We start from the raw sequence: 22,455 nt of genomic DNA on the forward strand, positions 1-22,455 counted from the left end.
CTGTCGACCGCAACGTTCACTGACTGCGCTTCGACCCGGACAGATGCTGTTTGCACAGGATGCCATCTCACCACTGTGATTAGTTTTGTTAATCGCCCGGACAAGCAGTGGCGGCGCACGGAGTACAATATGGACGGAAAGAAATGCTGAAACCGAAAGCGCTGTATTCGCTGGCGCTGCTGCTGCTGCTGAACGGCTGCCAGACGGGCAAGCCGCGGACTCCGCAAGAGACCGGCGAGATGCCCTATGGCAAGTGGAGATTTGCCTTTTTTACGCCGCATGCCTTACCCGCAGTGGTCACAAGGGCAATGATAATCGACAGTGAAAAGGTGGTTTCTTCTTACCGGACGCTGGATGGTACCCCCGGTGATCCCGACACCATTCAGAAATGGAGGGACAGAACCCGAATTCCCGCGCACTTTAACAAAGCCCGCCACCCGCCCGTACTGATGCTGTTCTGCTGGGATTCCATCATCGATAAAAAGACCTACGAAACGCAGATTATTTTCCCGCCGTCGCTGCGTAAGATCATGCTGACCCCGACCGGTAAGGACAGACAGGGAAATACCGCCTGGTATAAAACGCTGCTGTTTGGCCTGGCTCCTGAAGGAAAAGTCAGGATCTGGCTGCAGAACAGCGCGGCCGGGGACAATGTAGCGCTGGAACCAAAGAAAATCACCACCCTGTCCGGCGACAAGCTGGACGCCTGCAAGGGCATAAATCAGCATCCAAATGGCTACGTGTATTACGGCGATACGCCAGAATTCATTAAGGGAAAAACCTACCCGTACGGTGAATGGTGAATATAGCGACCTGTCGAATGCAACGTTCACTGACTGCGCTTCGACCCGCATGGGGCCGGGTCTCAGGCGGAATCAGCAGTCACCTCTGTGAGCGGTGAAAGCTGAATGATGGCTTGCCAGCACATACCACCTCCGAAAGTTGCCGGAGACCGTTATTTTCTGGCGGCATCCTGATGTCTCAATTGCGCGATAAACGCTACTTATCGCACCATCTTAGCAATCAATTAGACAATTATTCTTTTACACCGCAGAATCGCAAAAAAGAATGCTAAAACTACTATCAAAAATTCAATTTAAGCCTGCGAGATTATGAAATTCAAACAATCTATTAAGCCATACCAGGCCGCTGCGGGCGGCTGGGGTTCTCTGGAAGCGACTACCCGCTTCGTTTTCGACAGCAAAAAAGTATTAAAGAACATGCGCAACTTGATGCGCATGAATAAAGCAAAAGGATTTGATTGCCCCGGCTGTGCATGGGGTGATGACAATAAAAGCACCTTCAGCTTCTGTGAAAACGGCGCGAAAGCGGTGACCTGGGAAGCAACCCGTCGGCATATCGGCGCCGACTTTTTTGCGCAGTACAGCGTTTCGGCGCTCTTCCAACAGAGTGATTACTTCCTTGAATATCAGGGCCGCCTCACCGAACCGCTGCGTTATAATCGCGCCACCGATCGTTATGAGCCGATTAGCTGGGAAAAGGCATTTGAACTTATTGCTTCACATATTAAAGCGATGGACAATCCTGACCAGATGGAGCTGTATACCTCCGGTCGTGCCAGTAATGAAGCCTCCTGGCTGTATCAGCTGTTCGGCCGCATTAATGGCAGCAATAACTTCCCTGATTGTTCCAATATGTGTCATGAAGCCAGCGGTGCCGGGCTGAAACGCAGTATTGGCGTTGGAAAAGGGACTGTCCGCCTTGATGACTTCGACCATGCAAATGCGATTTTCGTCTTCGGTCAGAACCCCGGAACCAACCATCCGCGCATGCTGCACAGCCTGCGCCACGCCGCCGATAATGGCGCAAAAATAGTCACTTTTAACACCCTGCGCGAACGTGGACTCGAGCGTTTTGCCGATCCGCAAAAGCCGCTGGAAGTGGTAACTGGCAAGGCGGGCACTATCAGCTCAAACTATTATCAACCGAATCTCGGCGGCGATATGGCTGCAGTGCGCGGTATGGTGAAAGTTCTCACTGAAAATCATCGTGCGCTTGTCGAAAACGGTGATAAGGGCCTGTTTGATGAAGGCTTTATCAGTGCAAATACGCAAGGCGTGAAAGCGTACCTTGCCGCAGTTGATGCCACAGGCTGGCCGCAAATAGTCAGGCAGTCCGGCCTCAGTGAACAACAGATCCGTGAAGCAGCGGCGATTTACCAGAGCGCGAAGCGGGTTATCTGTACCTGGGCAATGGGTATTACCCAGCATAAGCATTCCGTTGATACCGTGCGCGAAATTGTTAACCTGCAGCTGCTGTTTGGCCAGTTGGGCAAACGAGGGGCTGGTCTGTGTCCGGTGCGCGGCCACAGTAATGTGCAGGGCAACCGTACTATGGGCATTGATGAGAAGCCATCGAAAGCATTTCTTGACAGCCTGGGACAACACTTTGCTTTTGCCCCCCCGCGTGGCATCGGTCATAACACCGTTCAGGCTCTGGAGGCCATGCTGCGTAATGAGGTCAAAGTACTGATTGCGCTTGGTGGTAATCTTGCCGCTGCGGCGCCTGACAGTCCGCGCACCCAGGAGGCGCTCAGGCGCTGCGGCCTGACGGTTCAAATCAGTACTAAACTGAATCGCAGCCACCTTTGCCCGGGCAGTGGCGATGCCCTTATTCTGCCAACGCTTGGCCGCACTGAACAGGATATTCAGGCCAGCGGACCGCAGTTTATCACCGTGGAAGACTCCTTCAGCATGGTGCACGCCTCTGAGGGCGTGGGTAAACCTATTGCTGATACCCAGCGTTCTGAAACCTGGATTGTGGCGCAAATTGCCCATGCGGTACTGGGCAGCGAAAAAGTTGACTGGCTCGGACTGGCAGATGACTATAATAAAATCCGCGATCACATTGCCGCCACCATCCCGGGCTTTAGCGATTTTAATGCCCGCTGCGATATTAAAGGCGGTTTCTATTTGGGCAATGCCGCCGCCGAACTGCGCTTCAGTACCCCGAATGAAAAGGCACAGTTCAGCTCTGCCGCCCTGCCCGCAACGCTTTTTCCGCAGCTTGACGTCGATGTGCCCTTTACGCTGCAAACCCTGCGCTCACATGACCAGTACAACACCACTATTTATGGGCTGGACGACCGCTATCGCGGCGTGTACGGCCAGCGTGAAGTGCTGTTTATGAACCCGGAGGATTTAGAAGAACTGGGCTACATCGCCGGCGATAATGTCGACATCGAAACCCTGTGGAATGATGGCATCACGCGTAAGGTTAGCGGCTTCAAACTGATCCCCTATGCCATCCCACGAGGCAACCTCGCCGCCTATTATCCGGAAACCAACCCCCTTGTACCGCTTTCAAGTTTTGGTGACGTCAGCGGGACGCCGACGTCAAAATCGATACCGGTTAAAATCACCCTGTCGACGCCAGGTACTGGGTTACGCATTGCCTGATGATGCAGGGCTTTTTACTTGCCGAAGAGCGGTTAATCGCGTAAAACTGTCTGCCGCTCTTAGGCCACGAAAACTGTTGAAATTATGTTCCAGGATAACCCGCTGCTCGCGCAGCTTAAAGAGAAGCTCCACTCCCAGACGCCGCGCGTTGAGGGTGTGGTAAAAGGCACTGAAAAAGGTTTCGGCTTCCTGGAAGTCGATGCACAGAAAAGTTACTTTATTCCCCCGCCGTTCATGAAAAAAGTCATGCACGGTGACCGCGTCAGTGCGGTTATTCAAAGCGATAAGGATCGCGAAGTTGCCGATCCGGAAACGCTGATTGAACCGTTTCTGACGCGCTTTGTCGGTCGTATTCAGAAGAAAGACGACAGGCTGTCGATCATTCCCGACCACCCCCTGCTAAAAGAGGCTATTCAGTGCCGCCCTGAGCGTAATGTGCAGCATGACTTCCAGGCTGGCGACTGGGCAGTGGCTGAAATGCGCCGTCACCCACTGAAGGGTGACCGTACTTTCTATGCCGAACTGACCGAATTTATCACCACAGCGGAAGACCATCTGGCTCCGTGGTGGGTCACTCTTTCGCGCCATAATCTTGAGCGTGAAGCGCCGGATATCGCTACGCCGCAAGAGATGCTGGATGAACAGCTTGAGCGTGAAGATCTTACCGTTCTGCCATTTGTCACTATCGACAGCGCCAGCACCGAAGATATGGACGACGCGCTGTATGTGGAAGACGTGGGTAACGGTGTGTTTAAGCTGATCGTCGCTATCGCAGATCCCACAGCCTATGTAGCGGTGAACAGCAAGCTGGATGCGGTCGCGGCTGAACGCTCTTTCACTAACTACCTGCCCGGCTTCAATATTCCCATGCTGCCTCGCCAGCTGTCAGATGATATCTGTTCGCTGCGCCCACATGAGCGCCGTCCGGTGCTGGCGTGCCGCGTCACTATCGCCGCAGATGGTTCACCCGCAGACGACGTGCAGTTCTTTGCCGCGTGGATCGAATCTCACGCTAAACTGGCGTATGACAATGTTTCTGACTGGTTAGAAACCGGGGAAGCATGCGCATGGCAGCCGGAAAGTGAGGCAATTGCCAACCAGATCCGCCTGCTAAACCGTCTCTGCATGGCGCGCAGCGAGTGGCGTCACGCGCATGCCCTGGTATTCAAAGACCGCCCAGACTTCCGCTTCCAGCTGGGTGATAAAGGCGAAGTGCTGGACATTATTGCCGAACACCGTCGCATTGCTAATCGCATTGTTGAAGAATCGATGATCCTGGCTAACATCTGCGCTGCCAATGTGCTGCGTGACAAGCTGGGCTTTGGTATCTATAACGTCCACCACGGCTTTGATGAAGTCAATGCCGGGCAGGCCGCGGCGGTACTGGCAAATCATGGCATAACCGCTGACCCGCTGGCGATTGCAACCCTGGATGGTTTCCGCAATTTGCGCCGCGAACTGGATGCCCTGCCGACTCAGTTTCTTGACAGCCGTATTCGCCGCTTCCAGTCATTTGCCGAAGTCAGCACCACGCCTGGCCCGCACTTTGGTTTAGGCCTTGAGGCATATGCAACCTGGACCTCCCCGATCCGTAAGTATGGCGATATGGTTAATCACCGCCTGCTGAAAGCTATCATCAAAGGGGAAGAGAGCGCACGTCCTGCCGACGAACTCACGTTGAAGATGGCGGAACGCCGTCGTCAGAACCGTATGGCTGAACGCGATGTGGGTGACTGGCTTTACTCGCGTTTCCTGCAGAAAGCGGTTGGCAGCGATCGGCGTTTTAGTGCAGAAGTGATTGATGTCTCCCGTGGCGGCATGCGTGTACGCCTGCAGGAAAACGGTGCGGTTGCATTTATCCCTGCCCCGTTTATCCATGCCGTACGTGATGAACTGGTGTGCAGTAACGAAAATGGCAGTGTTCAAATTAAAGGCGAAGTGGTTTACCGCGTCACCGATCTGATTGAGGTAACCATCGCTGAAGTGCGCATGGAAACCCGCAGTATTGTCGCCCGCCCACTGGCCTGATACCTCAAGCGGGATGGTTTTAGCTATCCCGCTTATTGGTATGACCAGCTCCCTTTCATGTCTTTGACATCCGCCTGTTCAGGGCGATTAATCCTGACCATACCAGGCATTTTTGCCATGTTTACGCTGATAATGTTGATGCAATAAAGCCTGATCGATGGCCGGCAGATCGGGAGTTAATTGCTGGCTAAAAATTCCCATATAGGCCACTTCTTCCAGAACCACCGCACTGTGTACTGCTTCGTGCGCACTAAGCCCCCAGGCAAATGGCCCGTGGGAATTAACCAGAACTGCCGGGACCTTCAGCGGGTTGATACCTCGCTGTTTTAGCGTTTCAATAATGACCTGGCCGGTATGCCATTCATAATCAGCGATAATCTCCTCATTACGCATCTGACGCGTACAGGGAATGTGACCGAAGAAATCATCGGCGTGCGTGGTGCCCCAGGCCGGCAGATCTTTGCCAGCCTGAGCCCAGATAGTGGCATGCCGCGAATGAGTATGCACAATGCCGCCAATTTCAGGCCATGCAAGGTAGAGCGCACGATGAGTCGCCGTATCTGATGAAGGCCGTTTGCTTCCTTCAATCACCTCACCGCTCACCAGCTCGACTACCACCATATCGTCGCGCTGCATCACCTCATAACTCACACCGGAAGGTTTAATCACCATTAACCCTTGCTGGCGATCTATCGCACTGACATTGCCCCAGGTGAAGGTGACAAGACCGTGGCGTGGCAGCGCCAGATTCGCTTCCAGTACCTGCTGTTTCAATTGTTTCAGCATGATGCGATCTCCTTGATGACATCTGCCTATTGTCGACGCCACAAGCGCATTCGGCTATGGAGAGATTGGCTGGATCCCGGGGAATATACGACTGATAGCCGCCGTGCGCCCAATAACCTTGAACGGTGAAGTTGAGGGCCATACTTTAAGAGCGCGCCTGGCTGGGTATGCAGCATGCTTGCGATGCGGTTTAAATCAGTCAATTCTCCACAGTAAGCCTGATGTTAGCATCCGCGGCTGCTGAACGAAAAAATTGCATACGAGATTATTCTGCTGGGTTTATCTGTTTAGTGACATAAATCACCAAATAACACTCATTGATGGCGATCAAACAAATCACATCTTCTATACTAATAATTATCTCTGCTGTCGGTTAAGGAGGGTTTTATGTCAGTCATTGCTAAACGTATCAGCGTCGCCATGCTGGTTGCTACCTTAGTTGTCTCACTCAGCGCGTGCTCAAACTGGTCCAAACGCGACCGTAACACGGCGATTGGAGCGGGTGCAGGTGCCGTTGCCGGCTCGATCTTATCAAACGGTAGCGGTTGGGGAACGGTTGGCGGCGCAGCCGTTGGTGGCCTTATCGGGCATCAGGTCCACTGACTGTCCTGAGACGGATTAGGGATCCAAATGAAACAGCGCGGAGAAAAACCATCAAGCCTGTGGCATCTGACCGATGCCCCGGGCTTGTTATGTATTTCAGGGGTGAACGCCAACATCACCGACGTCAATGCAGACATTCTCCCAACAAATGATTTCAGCATTTGCCGTAACACAGATCATTGCGGAAAAAACCAGGGTCGCCATCAGTAACAGCATCTTTTTCATAACTGACATCCTTGAAGTTTTAATTTGAATTTATATGCAGTTGCGATGTGATTCTATACAGTTACCCGGTGTGATTAAATAAATATGTTTCAAAACTGTTAGAAGCGCTGTTGAACAATATGAACTATGGCCACCAGATCGCCAGAACACTTTTCCCCTGGCAAGGCATTATCTTTGACGCAGTACACAGCTTGACAGACGTCGATGCGCTGTCAGGTGAAGACCGGAAAGGTATCAGGTTATGCAATCTGTTGTTTATGTGCCAGATCTGGCAGCTAAGGATGGGCAAATATTCGGCATTCGGTGACCATTTTAGCGATCACCTTAAATTAACTTCATCTGTCGAGCAGGAGCGGATTTAACCCCCAGCCAGTTTGACCTTGTAGTTTTTCGCTTCAAGCAGCGTTTTCAGCAGGTCGCGTTTATCGCCCTGGATTTCAATCACTCCGTCTTTCACAGCCCCGCCGCAGCCGCACTTCTTCTTCAGTTCAGCCGCCAGTTTGCTTAGCTCTGCATCACTGAGATCAATGCCAGTTATCAGGCAAACGCCTTTCCCCTTACGGCCACTGGTTTGGCGCTGAATGCGCGCAATTCCGTCACCTTTGGGACGTTGGACGGTAGCTTCAGGTTGATCGATACGCCCGGTTTCGGTGGAATAGACCAGCCGGCTGTTATTTTCAGCCATTACACCCCCTGCAATGAACTAAGGATGGTGCGCAGCGCCGCAGCCGGGTCGGCAGATTGCGTAATCGGACGCCCAATCACCATATAATCTACTCCGGCCTGCTGCGCCTGCTGTGGCGTCATAATACGGCGTTGATCGCCAACGTCACTGCCCTGCGGTCGAATACCCGGCGTTACCAGCCGGAAGTCCGGCCCTAATGCCTGTTTGAAACGACTGGCTTCATGTGCGGAGCACACCACGCCGTCCAGATCGCACTGCTGCGTCAGGCGTGCCAGACGCTCCGCCTGTTCTGCCGGTGAAAGCGCTATGCCGAGACCGGCCAGGTCGCTGGCGTCCATACTGGTCAACACCGTTACGGCTATCAGTAGCGGGGCATCCTTTGCAAAAGGCAGCAGAGCTTCACGGGCAGCGTTCATCATGCGCGCCCCACCGCTGGCATGAACGTTGACCATCCACACGCCCAGATTGGCAGCGGCGGCAACCGCACGAGCGGTAGTATTTGGGATATCGTGAAACTTCAAATCGAGAAATATCTCAAAGCCACGCTGCTGTAAGTCACGCACCAACTGAGGCCCGTACAGGGTAAACATCTCTTTGCCGACTTTAAGGCGGCAACTGCCCGGTTCAATCTGGTCTACAAAGGCCAGAGCGCGATTACGGTCGGCATAATCCAGCGCAACGACTATCGGCGAACCGATAACCTGAGGTGAATACATGAAAAACCCTCTTAAAATGAAGCACCACAAGGCGCGAAGGATAAACGGCAAGCATTCTACCTGCGCCACTGCGAAATTCACAGTGAGTCGATGAGAATAATCCCTGCCGGCCTGTGAAATTACCTGGTTTACCTGCCATTGACCTGAATGACTAAGAAAACACCAGCGCTGCTGGAAAATAAGAAAAGCAGGACTTTAGTATGTTGTAACTAAAGTACAGCGACAAGCTGCAATCTTATGCAGCGTTACTGTCCATCAAGACCGCGAATAGGTTTCACTGAAGACCATGCCCGGCACGATGGGCAATGCCAGTAGAGTGCATGTGCGGTAAAGCCGCATTTGTGACAGCGATAGCGTGGCTTGGTGCGTATCTGCTCTCCGACCATATCACGCAGAACCATCAGGCTGTCTTTTGCACGGCCGTCTTCCGCTTCCTGCAAGTTAAAGTCTATCAGCCGATGGAAAACCCGCATCGTGGGGTGACGCTGAAGTTGACGCGTGATGTAGGTTTGTGCCGCTTCTGCTCCATCCTGTTGGTCGAGAATGCCGGCAAGGTAAAGCTCGGCCGCCGCTCCGGTGTTCTCTTCCACACAACGTTCAAGGTAGCTGAGCCATGCAGGTGCCTGTTCCAGATGCCGGTAACAGCTTTCCAGCATGTCAAGCGTTTCGCTGACCAGCTCCTTATCCTGCTCTATCACCCGCTGTAAGTGCTGCACTGCTTTAGCGTATTCAGCCTGAGCCATGTGAATACGGCCCATCATAATCGAGACCCTTGCACTGTTTCGGTCCGCCGCTTCACCCTTTTTCAGCAGGCTCATCGCTCGTTCCAAATCGTCGCTGCTCATCGCCTGCAACGCCAGCTCACAGTAAAAGTGTGCGATTTCCATTTTGAGCCGACTTTTACCAAGTTTGACCAGCCGCTCCGCCGCGTCTATTGCATTCAGCCAGTCGCTGGTCGCCTGGTGAATAATCAGCAGCTGTTGCAAAGCGCCAACGCGAAAGTCAGTCTCGTCAACCAGCTGGCCAAACATTTGCTCCGCACGGTCATAAAAACCGGCCGCCATATAGTCGCGACCAAGTTGCTGAATCGCCAGCAGGCGTTGATCGTAAGTAAGGGAGTCACTCTCCATCAGCGCCTGATGGATGCGGATGGCGCGATCGACTTCGCCACGAGAACGGAACAGATTGCCAAGCGTCAGGTGGGCTTCCACTGTGCCACTGTCCTCTTTCAGCATATCCAGGAACAGATCGACAGCCTTATCCTGCTGATTGGAAAGCAAAAAGTTCACGCCCGTGACATAGTCGCGCGACAGACGGCTCGCTTCGTGTTGCTTGTCCTGTTGTGCACTTCTGCGCCCCATGTACCAGCCGTAGGCTGCAGCGACGGGTAGTAACAGAAACAGCAGTTCCAACATAAATTATTATTCCTTAGTGACTGCATGCTGTGACGTTGTCACAGTGTCGTCCGTCTGTCCCAGCTGGTGCTGTAAGCGCTTTAATTTACGTTGCGCGTGGGCCAGGGAGACGCGTACACGCAGCCAGAACAATCCACAGATAGCCCAGCCCAGCAAAAAGCCAACGGCAAATATTGATGCCAGTAACGTTGAGATGCTGAATTCTCCCTGCGCCAGCAGATAGTTAAATGTAACGACCTGATCGTTATGAGCGCCGAGGGTGACGGAAATGACGAAAATCACCAAAACCACTAAAAAAATAAGCAAATATTTCACTGTTCATCCCTTAAGCTGGAGTTAACCAGATGAATTATGCCAAAAAAACCGGCCAGATGCTTGCCCCGATGTCTGTCAGTTGCGAGTCAGTTTCTCATTCCCGCTCAGTACAACGCCAGTAACAGCTTAGCAGCACGGCAAACATTTAATATGGGGCCGTAAAACGGCTTTGCAATCAGTTGTCCCTATTCTCGTGCTGTTTGACCTTGCTTTCATCCGGCTGCGGGGACAGCGGGCCACACAGACGTTGCGCCAGGATGGCTGCCAGCGTCACCAATACCCCGCTCAACAGCGTGGAAACGAACAGGTCGCGTGGCCAGTGCATTCCCAGCAGCAGTCGGCTTGCCATAACCGCTGTGGCCCAGCCCATCATTATTATTACGCTGGTGTAGTGACGGCGCGGCCAAAGCAAAGCCACACCCAGTAACGCCCAGGTAGCAGCAAACATGGTGTGACCTGAAGGGAAGGCAAATCCGGTTTCAAAAGCCCAGTGCTGCTTTAACCAAACCGGGATCTGGCTATCGTTCACTACTGCCGCGCGCACCATTTCACTGCGTTCGGCCCGTTTATGGGCATAAAATTGTTGCCGATCGATTGCATGTCTGTCTGCAAGCCATACTGCATACGGCCGCGGTTCCTGTACATGTTCCTTAATCGTACTTTTAACGTATTGCCCGCTTAACAGGGTCAGGCTGACGATCGCCAGCAGAACTAATGCAGGCTTAAGGCACAAGCGCAAACACCAGAGAAACCAGCCACAGAGTATTGCGCTGGTCAATACTCCCCAGGGTCTGGTGACGGTTTCGGTAATCCAGAACATGATTTGATGTCCCCACCCCATTTCCCCTGGCTGCCATCGCCAGCCAGACAGCATCACGGCGAGCGGCATCAGCAGTAATAAGCCCGTAGCCAACGTGGTACGTTTGAAGATTTCGGTCATTTTTGTTCCTTGTCAAGCGTTGGTGAACAGTATCACCATAAAAGAAAATCTTTAAAATTAATCATATAAATGCTTTCGCGTTGATATTTGTGCTGTATTACAACAATCGCTCCAAGGTATTAACTGCCTCTCTGCGTGTTGTGGCAAAATAGTAGCATCGTTTGCGTCAGACAACTGACAGAACACAATGTTGCGCTTGCGCAACGCCTGACGTTTTTGGAGATTGACATGCAACTCAAACGGGTGGCTGAAGCCAACTTACCCACGCCCCGGGGCGATTTCCTGATGGTTGGTTTTGAAGAACTGGCAACCGGGCACGATCATGTCGCACTGGTTTATGGCGATATTTCCGGCGGTGAACCGGTACTGTCTCGCGTTCATTCAGAGTGTCTTACAGGTGATGCTTTGTTCAGCCTGCGCTGCGACTGCGGTTTCCAGCTGGATGCGGCGCTGACCCAGATTGCTGAACAAGGGCGCGGGATCCTGCTCTATCACCGTCAGGAAGGGCGCAATATCGGCCTGCTGAACAAAATCCGGGCGTATGCGCTGCAGGATAAAGGTTACGATACGGTGGAAGCAAATCATCAGTTGGGCTTTGCCGCCGATGAGCGTGATTTCACCATATGTGCTGATATGTTCAAACTGCTGGGAGTGAATGAAGTTCGACTGCTGACCAATAACCCGCGTAAGGTGGAGATCCTTAGTGAAGCCGGGATCAATATAGTCGAGCGTGTACCGCTGATTGTTGGACGCAACCCCAGCAATACGCATTACCTCGATACTAAGGCGGCGAAGCTGGGACACCTGCTGTCGAAATAGCTTGTCAAAACGCTGCAGGATAAGGCTTAATCCTCCTGCAGCGTATGCATATAACTGATTGTTATTGCAGCATATTACGGATCACGTAATGCAGGATGCCATCGTTTTTGTAATACGTCAGTTCATTGCCGGTATCAATCCGGCAGCGCGCGGCCAGCACCTCTTGACTACCGTCCTCTCTGGTCAGGGTTACGCTGACCGTGCCGCCCGGTTTAAGCTGCCGGAGATCGACCACCTCGATCTGTTCATCTCCGGTTAATTTCAGGGTTTTACGCGTTACACCTTGCGGGAATTCCAGCGGCAAAATCCCCATGCCGATCAGATTTGAGCGGTGAATACGCTCAAATGATTCGGCGATGACCACCCGTACTCCCTGCAACCGCGGCCCCTTTGCCGCCCAGTCACGGCTGGAGCCGGATCCATACTCTTTGCCTGCAATGATCGCGAGCGGAATGCCGGCCTGCTGATAGCGCATTGCCGCATCGTAAATCGCCATCTGCTCATTACCGGGTATGTAACGCGTCATCCCCCCTTCCACGCCGGGGACCATTTCATTGCGGATCCTGATATTGGCAAAGGTACCGCGCATCATCACTTCATGATTGCCGCGCCTTGAACCATAGGAGTTAAAGTCGCCTCGTTCAACGCCGTGCTCCAGCAGATAACGCCCCGCCGGACTATCCGCTTTGATGCTACCGGCTGGCGAGATATGGTCAGTGGTGACAGAATCCCCAAGCATCGCCAGAATACGCGCTCCGTGTATGTCCTGCACCGGTTTCGGTTCCTTATCCATGCCATCAAAAAAGGGTGAAAGGCGAATATAGGTCGAGCTGCCATCCCAGTCGTAGGTGGCCGCTTCGCTGACGTGAATCGACTGCCATTCCGGCGTGCCTTCAAACACCTCGGCATACTCTTTGTGGAACATGGTGATGGAGACCATCTGCACCGCCTCGGCGATTTCTGTCGGACTCGGCCAGATATCTCTGAGATACACTGCGTTGCCGTTAATATCCTCGCCGATGGGATCGCTCTCCAGATTGAGCGTCATGTTTCCGGCCAGCGCGTATGCCACCACCAGCGGCGGTGAGGCCAGCCAGTTCGTTTTGACAAACGGATGGATACGACCTTCGAAATTACGATTACCGGAAAGCACGGCACCCACTGTCAGATCGCCCTGCCGGATGGCCTTTTCAATTTCATCAGGCAGCGGGCCAGAGTTACCAATGCAGGTGGTACAGCCATAACCCACCAGATTAAAGCCAAGTTTATCCAGATAAGGAGTCAGTCGGGCGCTGGCAAGATAGTCGGAAACCACCCTGGAGCCCGGTGCCAGCGAGGCCTTTACCCAGGGCTTAGGCTTCAGTCCCAGCATGACGGCTTTTTTTGCCAGCAGTCCGGCAGCCATCATCACGCTGGGGTTTGAGGTATTGGTGCAGGAGGTGATCGCGGCAATGACTACGGCTCCATCTTCCAGTTGATACTGCTGGCCGGAGCGACCGTCGCGGCAGCTAACCGCATGATGCTGTTTTAGTGCGTAATTGATTTCCAGCTGGTTGCTGGCGCGAAAAGCGGCCGGCACATCTCTTAGCGATACGCGATCCTGTGGCCGCTTCGGCCCGGCTACGCTCGATTCGACGCTGTTCATGTCCAGAGCCAGCGAGCTGGTAAACACCGGTTCATCACCGCTACATCGCCATAAGCCTTGCGCTTTGGCATAAGCTTCCACCAGCGCCAGCTGATCGTTACTGCGCCCGGTCAGTTTCATATAGCCCAGGGTGACGTCATCGACGGGGAAGAAACCACAGGTAGCGCCGTATTCAGGCGCCATATTGGCGATGGTGGCACGATCGGCCAGCGGCAAATCATCCAGGCCATCCCCATAGAACTCAACAAATTTACCGACCACGCCGTGCTGACGCAGCATTTGCGTTACCGTAAGCACCAGGTCAGTTGCGGTGATCCCGGGCTGAAGTTTGCCCGTCAGTTTGAAACCAACTACGTCCGGGATAAGCATTGATACCGGCTGCCCCAGCATGGCGGCTTCTGCTTCAATTCCCCCTACGCCCCAGCCCAGCACACCGAGTGCATTGATCATCGTGGTATGTGAATCGGTACCGACCAGCGTATCAGGCCAGGCAACTTCCCTGTCCCCATCGGACTCGTGCCAGACGGCCTGGCCGAGGTATTCCAGATTGACCTGATGGCAGATCCCGGTGCCCGGCGGAACGACGCTAAAACGGTTGAAAGCTTTCTGCCCCCAACGCAAGAACACGTAACGTTCATGGTTCCGTTCCATTTCAAGGTGCACGTTTTCTGCAAAAGCATCATCATTACCGTAGCGATCGACCGTCACCGAATGGTCGATCACCAGATCGACGGGCGTTAACGGGTTCACTTTCGCCACATCACCGCCAAGGCGCTGAACCGCTTCGCGCATGGCAGCCAAATCCACGACTGCCGGAACGCCGGTAAAGTCTTGCATCAGTACCCTGGCCGGACGGTAAGCAATTTCTCGCTGCGCATGAGCATGTTTCAGCCACCCGGCCAGGGCGCGGATATCTTCAGCGGTCACGGAATCTTCGTCCTGCCAGCGCAGCAGGTTTTCCATCAGCACCTTCATTGATTTTGGCAGACGAGAGATATCGCCGAGTTCAGCGGCGGCTTTGGTAAGGCTAAAATAGTGATAGCGCTTTTGATTTACATCCAGGAAGTGCTGGCTGAGTTGGCGCAGGGTTGTCGACATGGCTTCTCCATTGTTGTTATCTGTTTATCATAACCATAGGAAATACAGGGTTAGCTTTAAACATAGCACAAGCGGGTAACCAGATTAGCCAGCAACTCCATTTGAGAAATGCTGAAACAAAAAAATATAAACGGAAAAAAAACGCCTCGCTAATCAAATCAGCGAGGCGTCAAAATCTATTTGTCTGGGCTGTCATCTTGACTTTATTTTTTAACTTGACTGCCAATCCATTGTGCACCGGTGCTGACAAAAGTGAAGTCTTCAGCCGCATGGCCTTTAATTTGCGTTAAGTTAGTTTTTATTTCATCTAAGCTTGCTGCCTCAGGCAGAAGCAAAATCAATCCCTGCTTGATCCCGGCATAAAGCAGGCACAAATTGACGGATACAGTGGCATACTGGCCAGCAAAATGAATATCCATTAACAGTTTATAAACTTTTATTCACCTGGTTTCGAAAGACATTATCACGCACTGACTTATTTTAGGTTTTTATCTTCAAACATCGACTCGATGAAACCGCGCTGTAATTTGGTCAGATCCCACGATAATGGAACCTTCAGCTGAGCGTCGTTATGACTCCGCTCAACAGTTTTACAAAAACCTTGATGAGTCATAGTGACTTCCCGAACCTGGCGTTTAACCAGAGCTGCGTGCATAGTTACCCCCAAATATGCCAGACAGACAAAGCCGCAGCTGCCCAGAATAGTGCACAGCCAGCAAATACGGCCATCCAGGCTTTGCGTTTCAGGTTGCCAGAACGCTTAGCAGTAACGGCTTTCCGCCCGAAATCGGGTTGGACAGAGATTCTTGTAGCCATAATTTAATTTTCACCTCATAAAAGATTGCTTGGATCAATCAGGATTAATCCTAAACATTTAGTGGTGTAAAATCCAGTGATATTTAATTAACAAACGTCAATCAGCTTTTATTTAAGTTAAAGAAAATTCATTGCAACATTTTCACCAACTGATTGAAAGTGATTCTCATCTGTAAAAAAATCAGTGTAGAAAGAGACACTTCACTGCCATGTAAGACGGGCAACAAAAAAGATAATCCATTAGTTGTAAGGACTTACTGCTTAGAAAAGTATATGAACGCCGCTGCCCATTTGCAAAATTGGGCAGCGAAAAGTGTGTACTGTTTCTCATTTAATAAATATTTATTAAGTATGGTGTGAGCAATATTTCCTTTAAGACAAATTATTGGCGGCATATTGGCGATTAGAATAACAGGTAACCCCTATCAAAAAGGCCCTGACCAGGGCCGATAAAAACATTGCTGTTATTAAGGTTATTATATCGCCGGCAGCTTAATGTCCTTAAACATTACTTCGATGTCTTCATTCGATCGCAAAGCCACTGCGGTATCGACAACATCACGCGTCAGGTGAGGAGCGAAACGTTGGATAAAGTCATACATATAGCTGCGCAAAAATGTACTGCGGCGGAAGCCAATTTTGGTGGTGCTGTAGCTAAACACGTCTGTCGCCTCAATGCGCACTAAATCGGGATCCGAAACCGGGTCTACCGCCATACTGGCAATGACTCCTACCCCCAGCCCCAGTCTGACATAAGTCTTAATCACGTCCGCATCGGTGGCAGTAAAGACAATGCGCGGAGTCAAGCCGGCGCGGTTAAAGGCCGTATCAAGTTCGGAACGACCGGTAAAGCCAAAGGTGTAAGTAACCAGCGGGTAGGCCGCCAGTTCTTCAATCGATACTTTGCTTCGGCTAGCCAGAGGATGATCCGGCGTAACCACGATGGCACGGTTCCAGTGGTAGCAGGGCAACATGATCAAATCGTCGTACAAATGGAGTGCTTCGGTAGCTATCGCAAAGTCAGCATTCCCTTTTGAAACGGCTTCAGCGATCTGAGTCGGCGACCCCTGGTGCATATGCAAGGAGACGCGTGGATAGCGTTCAATAAAGCCTTTAATCACATTCGGCAGAGCGTAGCGTGCCTGAGTGTGCGTGGTGGCGACATATAGCGATCCTTTGTCTGGCCAGGTATGCTCACCCGCCACAGATTTAATCGCATCAACCTTTGACAACACCTCCCGCGCGATACGAATAATCTCTTGGCCGGCCGGAGTAACCTGAGTCAGGTGCTTACCGCTGCGGGCAAAAATCTGGATCCCCAATTCATCTTCCAGCATACGCACCTGCTTACTGATGCCGGGTTGTGAAGTATAAAGACCTTCGGCGGTAGAAGAGACATTGAGATTGTGATTCACCACTTCAACGATGTAACGCAGCTGCTGCAATTTCATTTTGTATTCCATCCTGGGCGGGGCACGCGAGGAGAAGCCGGAGGACATTGAGTGAACCGGCCTAATGCGATTAAATAATAAGAAAAGACATATCTATAACAACTATATCAAATATAGCGGATATGTATAGCATCGCCCGGGGAAAGCTGGAGAGAATAAGAAAAAGACGGGCAGCCCATTTCTGGACTGCCCACGACGGAAATGGGCAAAACTATTTCTTTGCAACTTCCCATTTACCATCAACATAGAAAGCGGACCAGCCGGTGGCCTTACCCTCTTTTTCGGTGCTGACATACTGCTGTTTGTTTTTGCGACTGAAGCGCACCACTGCCTTGTTCCCCTCCGCGTCTTCCGCTGGAGCATCGGCCAAATAGCGCAACTTCTCTGGCAGGCGATCGCGGAATCGTTGCAGCTCTTCTACCCGCGGCGCGCGGGTTTCACGCGATTTGGGGAAGGTGTTTGCCGCAAGGAATACACCGGCAGCACCATCACGCAAGACAAAGTATGCATCTGACTTTTCACAAGGCAGTTCTGGCAGCGGTACCGGATCTTCTTTCGGTGGCGCAACATCCCCGTTACGCAGAATTTTACGCGTGTTCTTACAGTCGTCATTCGTGCAGGCCATGTACTTGCCGAAACGCCCCATTTTAAGGTGCATTTCACCACCGCACTTCTCACATTCAACCACCGGCCCGTCATAACCTTTGATGCGGAACTCACCCTGTTCAATCTCGTAGCCATCGCATTCCGGGTTGTTACCACAAACGTGCAGTTTGCGCTGGTTATCGATCAGGTAACTGTCCATCGCCGTTCCACATTTACCGCAGCGACGGCGCGCGCGCAGCGCGTTGGTTTCCGCATCATCACCTTCGAGAATATTAAGCACTTCATTCTCGGGGATCAGGTTGATGGTCTGTTTACAGCGCTCCTTCGGCGGCAGGGCATAGCCGGAACAGCCAAGGAACACGCCGGTGCTGGCGGTACGAATACCCATTTGCCGGCTGCAGGACGGGCACTCAATGGACGTCACTACCATTTGGTTAGGCTGCATGCCGCCCTCTTCCGGATCTTTCTCTGCCTGCTCCAGCTGCTGGCTAAAATCACCGAAGAACTTATCAAGTACCGCTTTCCACTGCGCCTGGTTATTCGCCACCTTGTCCAGATTGTCTTCCATGTGTGCGGTGAAGTCATAATTCATCAGCTCACGGAAGTTCTCTTCAAGGCGGTCGGTAACGATCTCCCCCATTTTTTCAGCGTAGAATCGACGGCTTTCCACTTTCACGTAGCCGCGATCCTGAATGGTTGAGATGATAGAAGCATAGGTTGATGGACGGCCAATACCGCGTTTTTCCAGCTCGCGCACCAGCGAGGCTTCACTGAAACGAGCTGGCGGTTTGGTAAAGTGCTGACTTGGCAGCAGTTGTTGCAGGCTCAACTCGCTGCCTACTTCTACCGCTGGCAGAGTACGATCGTCGTCACCTTTCCGCAGTGCCGGCATGACTCGCGTCCAGCCATCAAACCGCAGCGTACGTCCCTTCGCCTTGAGTTTGAAATCCGCTGCTTCCACGGTCAGGGTGGTGGAATCAAATTGGGCAGGCATCATCTGGCAGGCGACGAACTGACGCCAAATCAGCTGATACAGCTTCTGCGCATCGGTTTCCATATCTTTCAGCTGCTCAGACTGCACTTTCACATCAGACGGTCGAATGGCTTCGTGAGCTTCCTGTGAATTCTCTTTACTGCTGTAGAGGTTGGCGGTTTTCGGCAGATATTTCGCCCCGAATTCCTCTTCAATATAACCGCGCGCCATGCTTAGCGCATCCTGACTCAGGTTGGTGGAGTCGGTACGCATGTAGGTAATATGCCCGGCCTCATACAAACGCTGTGCCATCATCATGGTTTTTTTCACGCCGAAACCGAGGCGGGTGCTGGCGGCCTGTTGCAATGTAGATGTGATAAACGGAGCGCCAGGCTTGCTGCCGGTCGGCTTATCTTCACGATCGACGACCACATAGCGCGCTTTTTCCAGCAGGCTGACCGCGGCATAAGTCTGGTCACGATTAATTGGCCGGAAAGGTTTATCGTGCTGGTGGGTTACCTGCATGGGCAAATCGACACCTTTTGGCGTCGTCAAATCGGCATTCAACTCCCAGTACTCTTCGGGCACGAAAGCCTTTATTTCGCGTTCGCGCTCGACGACCAGACGCACCGCTACCGACTGGACACGCCCGGCGGACAGCCCGCGGGCGACTTTTTTCCACAGCAGCGGTGAGACCATATAGCCCACCACGCGATCCATAAAACGCCGCGCCTGCTGGGCATTAACGCGGTCGATATTCAGCTCACCCGGCTTGTCAAACGCATGACGAATAGCATTTTTGGTTATTTCATTAAACACCACGCGGCTGTAGCGCGATTCATCACCGCCGATCACTTCCCGCAGGTGCCAGGCAATGGCTTCCCCTTCGCGGTCGAGATCGGTAGCGAGATAGATATGGTCAGCTTTTTCCGCCAGCGCTTTGAGTTCAGACACCACTTTTTCTTTGCCGGGCAGGATTTGGTAATTTGCTGCCCAGCCATGAAATGGGTCAACGCCCATACGGTTGACCAGCGCCGTCTTCTCGTCTTTTTTGACCTTTTTGGTGGGTTTACTGGTTGTAGAGTCAGTGCTCTTTTTAACTGTTGTTCCACTGGTTGGCAAATCACGAATGTGACCGACGCTGGATTTCACCACGTAGTCATTTCCGAGATATTTATTGATCGTTTTGGCTTTTGCCGGGGACTCAACTATTACGAGAGCTTTTCCCATGGTTACCTTTACCTGATTAAAACATCCGAGTGTAATTCATGCCGTCATTGTAGAGACGCGCAGCGCAGTTGCAATATAAGGCTGTTGGGGAAAACGAATGCAACCCGCCTGACCTTTGATCAAAGCCGGTGCGAAAAGTCCCAATACAACATGTTGATTAACGGCATGTTTTACAACCTGTTAAGCGAATATCTAACAAAGCGTAAAGTCTGTTTTACGCTCGGAACCCGAAACGCCCACACTCTACCTGATAAAATCTGTTACGCAACTTAATTAGCATTAAGGCTCCGTTTACGCCAGAAAAGGGACAAAAAAGAGAAGCGTTTTGCCAGCAGTGGCAAACTTTTCAAATTTATTCCGTTGAAGATTGCCAGCCCACAACTCTGAAATGCTAACGAGTTTGAGGTGTCGACACACTCTGCGGGTTGCGCCTGAAGTCGCCGGCAAACTCTATCCTCCGCCTGCTGCACTGTTCACGCCCGGCTGTGGCGCCCGCTGGTGCGGGCGCAAGAGTTCATTATAACAGCGGTTTATCGCCGCGTTGCCAGATGCGTAGCAGCAGGCGTTCAAGGCTACTGGTTGCGCTCTGGGTAAAACGGTCAATCATCCCTTTACGTCTGGCGTAGCGCACCCCGATTACCTGATGTTTTTCGATATGGTCGATAATCAGATCGTCGCTGGTACCGATGGCATCCACCAGCCCTTTTTCCAGCGCCTGTTGACCATACCAGTGTTCGCCGGTGGCAATGCTGTCAATGTCAAGCGTAGGGCGCATCTGATGAACAAATTGCTTAAACAGCTGATGGGTTTCATTCAGCTCCTCGCGAAACTTCTCACGCCCCTGCTCGGTATTTTCACCAAACAGCGTCAGAGTGCGCTTGTATTCCCCGGCCGTGTGCAGCTCAACGTCGATTTCATTGCGTTTCAGCAGACGGTTAAAATTGGGGATTTGCGCAACGACGCCAATCGAGCCAATAATAGAAAACGGCGCGGCAACGATGCGATCTGCCACGCAGGCCATCATGTAACCCCCGCTGGCGGCAACTTTATCTACGGCCACCGTTAGCGGGATGTTTTTATCACGCAGCCGCTGCAGTTGAGATGCGGCCAAACCATAACCATGTACCACACCGCCGGGGCTTTCAAGGCGCAGCAGAACTTCATCACCCTTTTCTGCCACCGCCATCACCGCAGAAACCTCTTCGCGCAGCGATGAGACTTCTCCGGCATCCATACTGCCTTTGAAATCAATAACGTACAGCGTGGGTTTTCCTCCGTTCACGGCATGGCCAGACTTTGCCTGCTGCCTGGCGGATTTTGCCTCCTGCTTATCCTTTTTTTTCCGCTCCTTGTTCCACAACTTTTGCTGTGGGGGTTCCATTTTTGCCAGACGCATCCTGTCCTGCATCTCGCTGTAATTCTCATCCAGCCGGGTAAGTTTAAGCTGCCCGGTGTGGGCGCGCTTGCGCATGGCCAGATTGGTAACGATTATCGCGATTGCCGCAATCGCCACCACCACGGTGACGGTTTTCGCCAGGAAAAGTCCGTAATAAGAGAGTAGTTCCACACAATCCGCCTTAAATTACATTACGTTAGAGATGAGATTAGTGTAGCTGAGTCATGGCCCTGAGTCGCCTGCAACCCGTTAACAAAAGATGAATAACTGTCTAAAAGGATTGAACACAATAGTCATTTCAGGCATAACTCGCATTATTCAAGCGGAGCAAGGGGTGGTTGAAACTGAAGCTTCTCTTGCCTTGTCTACCGATCGCAAAGGAATTTTACGTGCTGTATCAACCAAAAAGCGACCTGCTTAATAACCGAATCATTCTGGTAACCGGAGCCAGTGATGGTATCGGGCGCGAAGCGGCTTTAACCTATGCGCGCTACGGTGCACAGGTCGTGCTTTTAGCTCGCAACGCAGAAAAACTGCTTCAGGTCAGCAAAGAAGTGGCTGCATGCAGTCAGTCACAACGCGCTGCGCTCTGGTTTGCACTCGATTTAGAGACGGCGACGCCGGAAAATTGCCAGCAGCTGGCACGTTCCCTCGCCGGGAAAATTCCGCACCTTGATGGGGTATTGCACAATGCCGGATTGCTGGGTGAGGTCTTACCCATGCAACAGCAGGACCCGGCCATCTGGCAACAGGTGATGCGGGTTAATATAGACGGCACGTTCTTTCTGACTCAGGCATTGCTGCCGCTGCTGCTAAAATCGCCAGCTGCTTCTCTGGTCTTCACATCATCCAGCGTAGGTCGCCAGGGGCGCGCCGGCTGGGGCGCTTATTCCGTTTCCAAGTTCGCTACCGAAGGCATGATGCAGGTGCTGGCACAGGAGTACGATCCGCGCCAGCTGCGCGTAAACTGTATCAATCCGGGCGGTACGCGCACCAAAATGCGCGCCAGCGCCTTCCCGGATGAAGATGCCGCTAAGCTGAAAACGCCCGCAGAGATCATGACGCTCTATCTGTGGCTGATGGGCGACGACAGCAAAGGTAAGACCGGTATCAGTTTTGATGCACAGCCTGGCCGTAAGCCGGGCGCGGCAGAATAATCCTTGGGGACAACCCAAAAACACCTGTAGCAGAGCGTTAGCAGGACGGGATGAGTAACAACGGCTTAACCCCGCTGCCAACGGAATTAACCGGCCTGAAAACCCCGGCCGGATGAAAATATAAGGGCGAGG

The 22,455-nt window shown here is 52.3% G+C and carries 19 protein-coding genes; 7 read left to right on the forward strand and 12 right to left on the reverse strand.

Annotated elements, in window-relative coordinates:
• Window positions 1-143: 143 nt before the first annotated feature.
• The 3 genes from JGC47_RS09095 to JGC47_RS09105 all read left to right on the forward strand — a co-directional run bounded on the left by JGC47_RS09095 (window position 144) and on the right by JGC47_RS09105 (window position 5,447).
• Window positions 144-803, forward strand: coding sequence for a DUF2931 family protein (locus JGC47_RS09095; protein ID WP_004157717.1), 660 nt, complete (start codon window positions 144-146; stop codon window positions 801-803).
• Between the two features lie 309 nt (window positions 804-1,112).
• A complete protein-coding gene (locus tag JGC47_RS09100) occupies window positions 1,113-3,419 on the forward strand; it encodes an FdhF/YdeP family oxidoreductase (protein WP_004157719.1) in 2,307 nt (768 codons plus the stop codon).
• 84 nt (window positions 3,420-3,503) lie between these two features.
• Window positions 3,504-5,447: an exoribonuclease II gene (locus tag JGC47_RS09105; RefSeq protein WP_004157721.1), complete on the forward strand. Its 1,944-nt coding sequence runs from the start codon at window positions 3,504-3,506 to the stop codon at window positions 5,445-5,447.
• An 87-nt stretch (window positions 5,448-5,534) separates the two neighbouring features.
• Here JGC47_RS09105 and araD read toward each other — a convergent pair whose 3' ends face one another.
• Window positions 5,535-6,233: an L-ribulose-5-phosphate 4-epimerase gene (araD, locus tag JGC47_RS09110; RefSeq protein ID WP_004157723.1), complete on the reverse strand. Its 699-nt coding sequence runs from the start codon at window positions 6,231-6,233 to the stop codon at window positions 5,535-5,537.
• Between the two features lie 387 nt (window positions 6,234-6,620).
• Here araD and osmB point away from each other — a divergent pair, with 387 nt between their 5' ends.
• A complete protein-coding gene (gene osmB / locus JGC47_RS09115; protein ID WP_004157724.1) occupies window positions 6,621-6,836 on the forward strand; it encodes an osmotically-inducible lipoprotein OsmB in 216 nt (71 codons plus the stop codon).
• 27 nt (window positions 6,837-6,863) lie between these two features.
• Complete coding sequence (locus JGC47_RS09120; RefSeq protein WP_004157725.1) at window positions 6,864-7,046, forward strand: hypothetical protein; 183 nt, start codon at window positions 6,864-6,866, stop codon at window positions 7,044-7,046.
• 373 nt (window positions 7,047-7,419) lie between these two features.
• Here the strand turns inward: JGC47_RS09120 and yciH are convergent, their stop codons facing one another.
• The 5 genes from yciH to pgpB all read right to left on the reverse strand — a co-directional run bounded on the left by yciH (window position 7,420) and on the right by pgpB (window position 11,132).
• On the reverse strand, window positions 7,420-7,746 hold the full coding sequence (gene yciH / locus JGC47_RS09125; RefSeq protein WP_004157728.1) for a stress response translation initiation inhibitor YciH: 327 nt from the start codon (window positions 7,744-7,746) through the stop codon (window positions 7,420-7,422).
• Entirely contained in the window at window positions 7,746-8,462 is a 717-nt protein-coding gene (gene pyrF / locus JGC47_RS09130; RefSeq protein WP_004157729.1) for an orotidine-5'-phosphate decarboxylase, read from the reverse strand. The genes yciH and pyrF overlap by 1 nt, the downstream gene beginning before the upstream one ends.
• A 245-nt stretch (window positions 8,463-8,707) precedes the next feature.
• Entirely contained in the window at window positions 8,708-9,877 is a 1,170-nt protein-coding gene (gene lapB, locus JGC47_RS09135) for a lipopolysaccharide assembly protein LapB (protein WP_004157730.1), read from the reverse strand.
• A gap of 6 nt (window positions 9,878-9,883) precedes the next feature.
• Complete coding sequence (locus tag JGC47_RS09140) at window positions 9,884-10,192, reverse strand: LapA family protein (RefSeq protein WP_004157731.1); 309 nt, start codon at window positions 10,190-10,192, stop codon at window positions 9,884-9,886.
• Between the two features lie 175 nt (window positions 10,193-10,367).
• Window positions 10,368-11,132 (reverse strand): phosphatidylglycerophosphatase B, encoded by a 765-nt coding sequence (gene pgpB, locus JGC47_RS09145; protein WP_004157732.1) that lies wholly within the window; start codon window positions 11,130-11,132, stop codon window positions 10,368-10,370.
• 228 nt (window positions 11,133-11,360) lie between these two features.
• Between pgpB and ribA the strand changes: the two genes are divergently transcribed.
• Window positions 11,361-11,951: a GTP cyclohydrolase II gene (gene ribA, locus JGC47_RS09150; RefSeq protein WP_004157733.1), complete on the forward strand. Its 591-nt coding sequence runs from the start codon at window positions 11,361-11,363 to the stop codon at window positions 11,949-11,951.
• A 61-nt stretch (window positions 11,952-12,012) separates the two neighbouring features.
• Here the strand turns inward: ribA and acnA are convergent, their stop codons facing one another.
• The 6 genes from acnA to sohB form a co-directional block, all read right to left on the reverse strand.
• On the reverse strand, window positions 12,013-14,694 hold the full coding sequence (gene acnA, locus JGC47_RS09155; RefSeq protein WP_004157734.1) for an aconitate hydratase AcnA: 2,682 nt from the start codon (window positions 14,692-14,694) through the stop codon (window positions 12,013-12,015).
• Between the two features lie 203 nt (window positions 14,695-14,897).
• Window positions 14,898-15,113 carry a hypothetical protein gene (locus JGC47_RS09160; protein ID WP_004157735.1) on the reverse strand — a complete coding sequence of 72 codons (216 nt, stop codon included), beginning with the start codon at window positions 15,111-15,113 and terminating at the stop codon, window positions 14,898-14,900.
• Window positions 15,114-15,351: 238 nt separating this feature from the next.
• A complete protein-coding gene (locus JGC47_RS09165) occupies window positions 15,352-15,510 on the reverse strand; it encodes a YmiA family putative membrane protein (protein WP_071524081.1) in 159 nt (52 codons plus the stop codon).
• Window positions 15,511-15,986: 476 nt separating this feature from the next.
• Window positions 15,987-16,961 carry an HTH-type transcriptional regulator CysB gene (cysB, locus tag JGC47_RS09170; protein ID WP_004157736.1) on the reverse strand — a complete coding sequence of 325 codons (975 nt, stop codon included), beginning with the start codon at window positions 16,959-16,961 and terminating at the stop codon, window positions 15,987-15,989.
• Between the two features lie 211 nt (window positions 16,962-17,172).
• Entirely contained in the window at window positions 17,173-19,770 is a 2,598-nt protein-coding gene (gene topA, locus JGC47_RS09175; protein ID WP_004157737.1) for a type I DNA topoisomerase, read from the reverse strand.
• A gap of 517 nt (window positions 19,771-20,287) precedes the next feature.
• Window positions 20,288-21,337, reverse strand: coding sequence for a protease SohB (sohB, locus tag JGC47_RS09180; protein ID WP_004157738.1), 1,050 nt, complete (start codon window positions 21,335-21,337; stop codon window positions 20,288-20,290).
• A gap of 218 nt (window positions 21,338-21,555) precedes the next feature.
• Here sohB and JGC47_RS09185 point away from each other — a divergent pair, with 218 nt between their 5' ends.
• The gene (locus tag JGC47_RS09185; protein ID WP_013034875.1) at window positions 21,556-22,323 is read left to right on the forward strand and encodes a YciK family oxidoreductase; all 768 of its coding nucleotides are present in this window, start codon (window positions 21,556-21,558) and stop codon (window positions 22,321-22,323) included.
• Window positions 22,324-22,455: the final 132 nt, after the last annotated feature.

The sequence above is a fragment of the Erwinia amylovora genome (assembly GCF_017161565.1).
GTDB classification, from domain to species: Bacteria; Pseudomonadota; Gammaproteobacteria; order Enterobacterales; family Enterobacteriaceae; genus Erwinia; species Erwinia amylovora.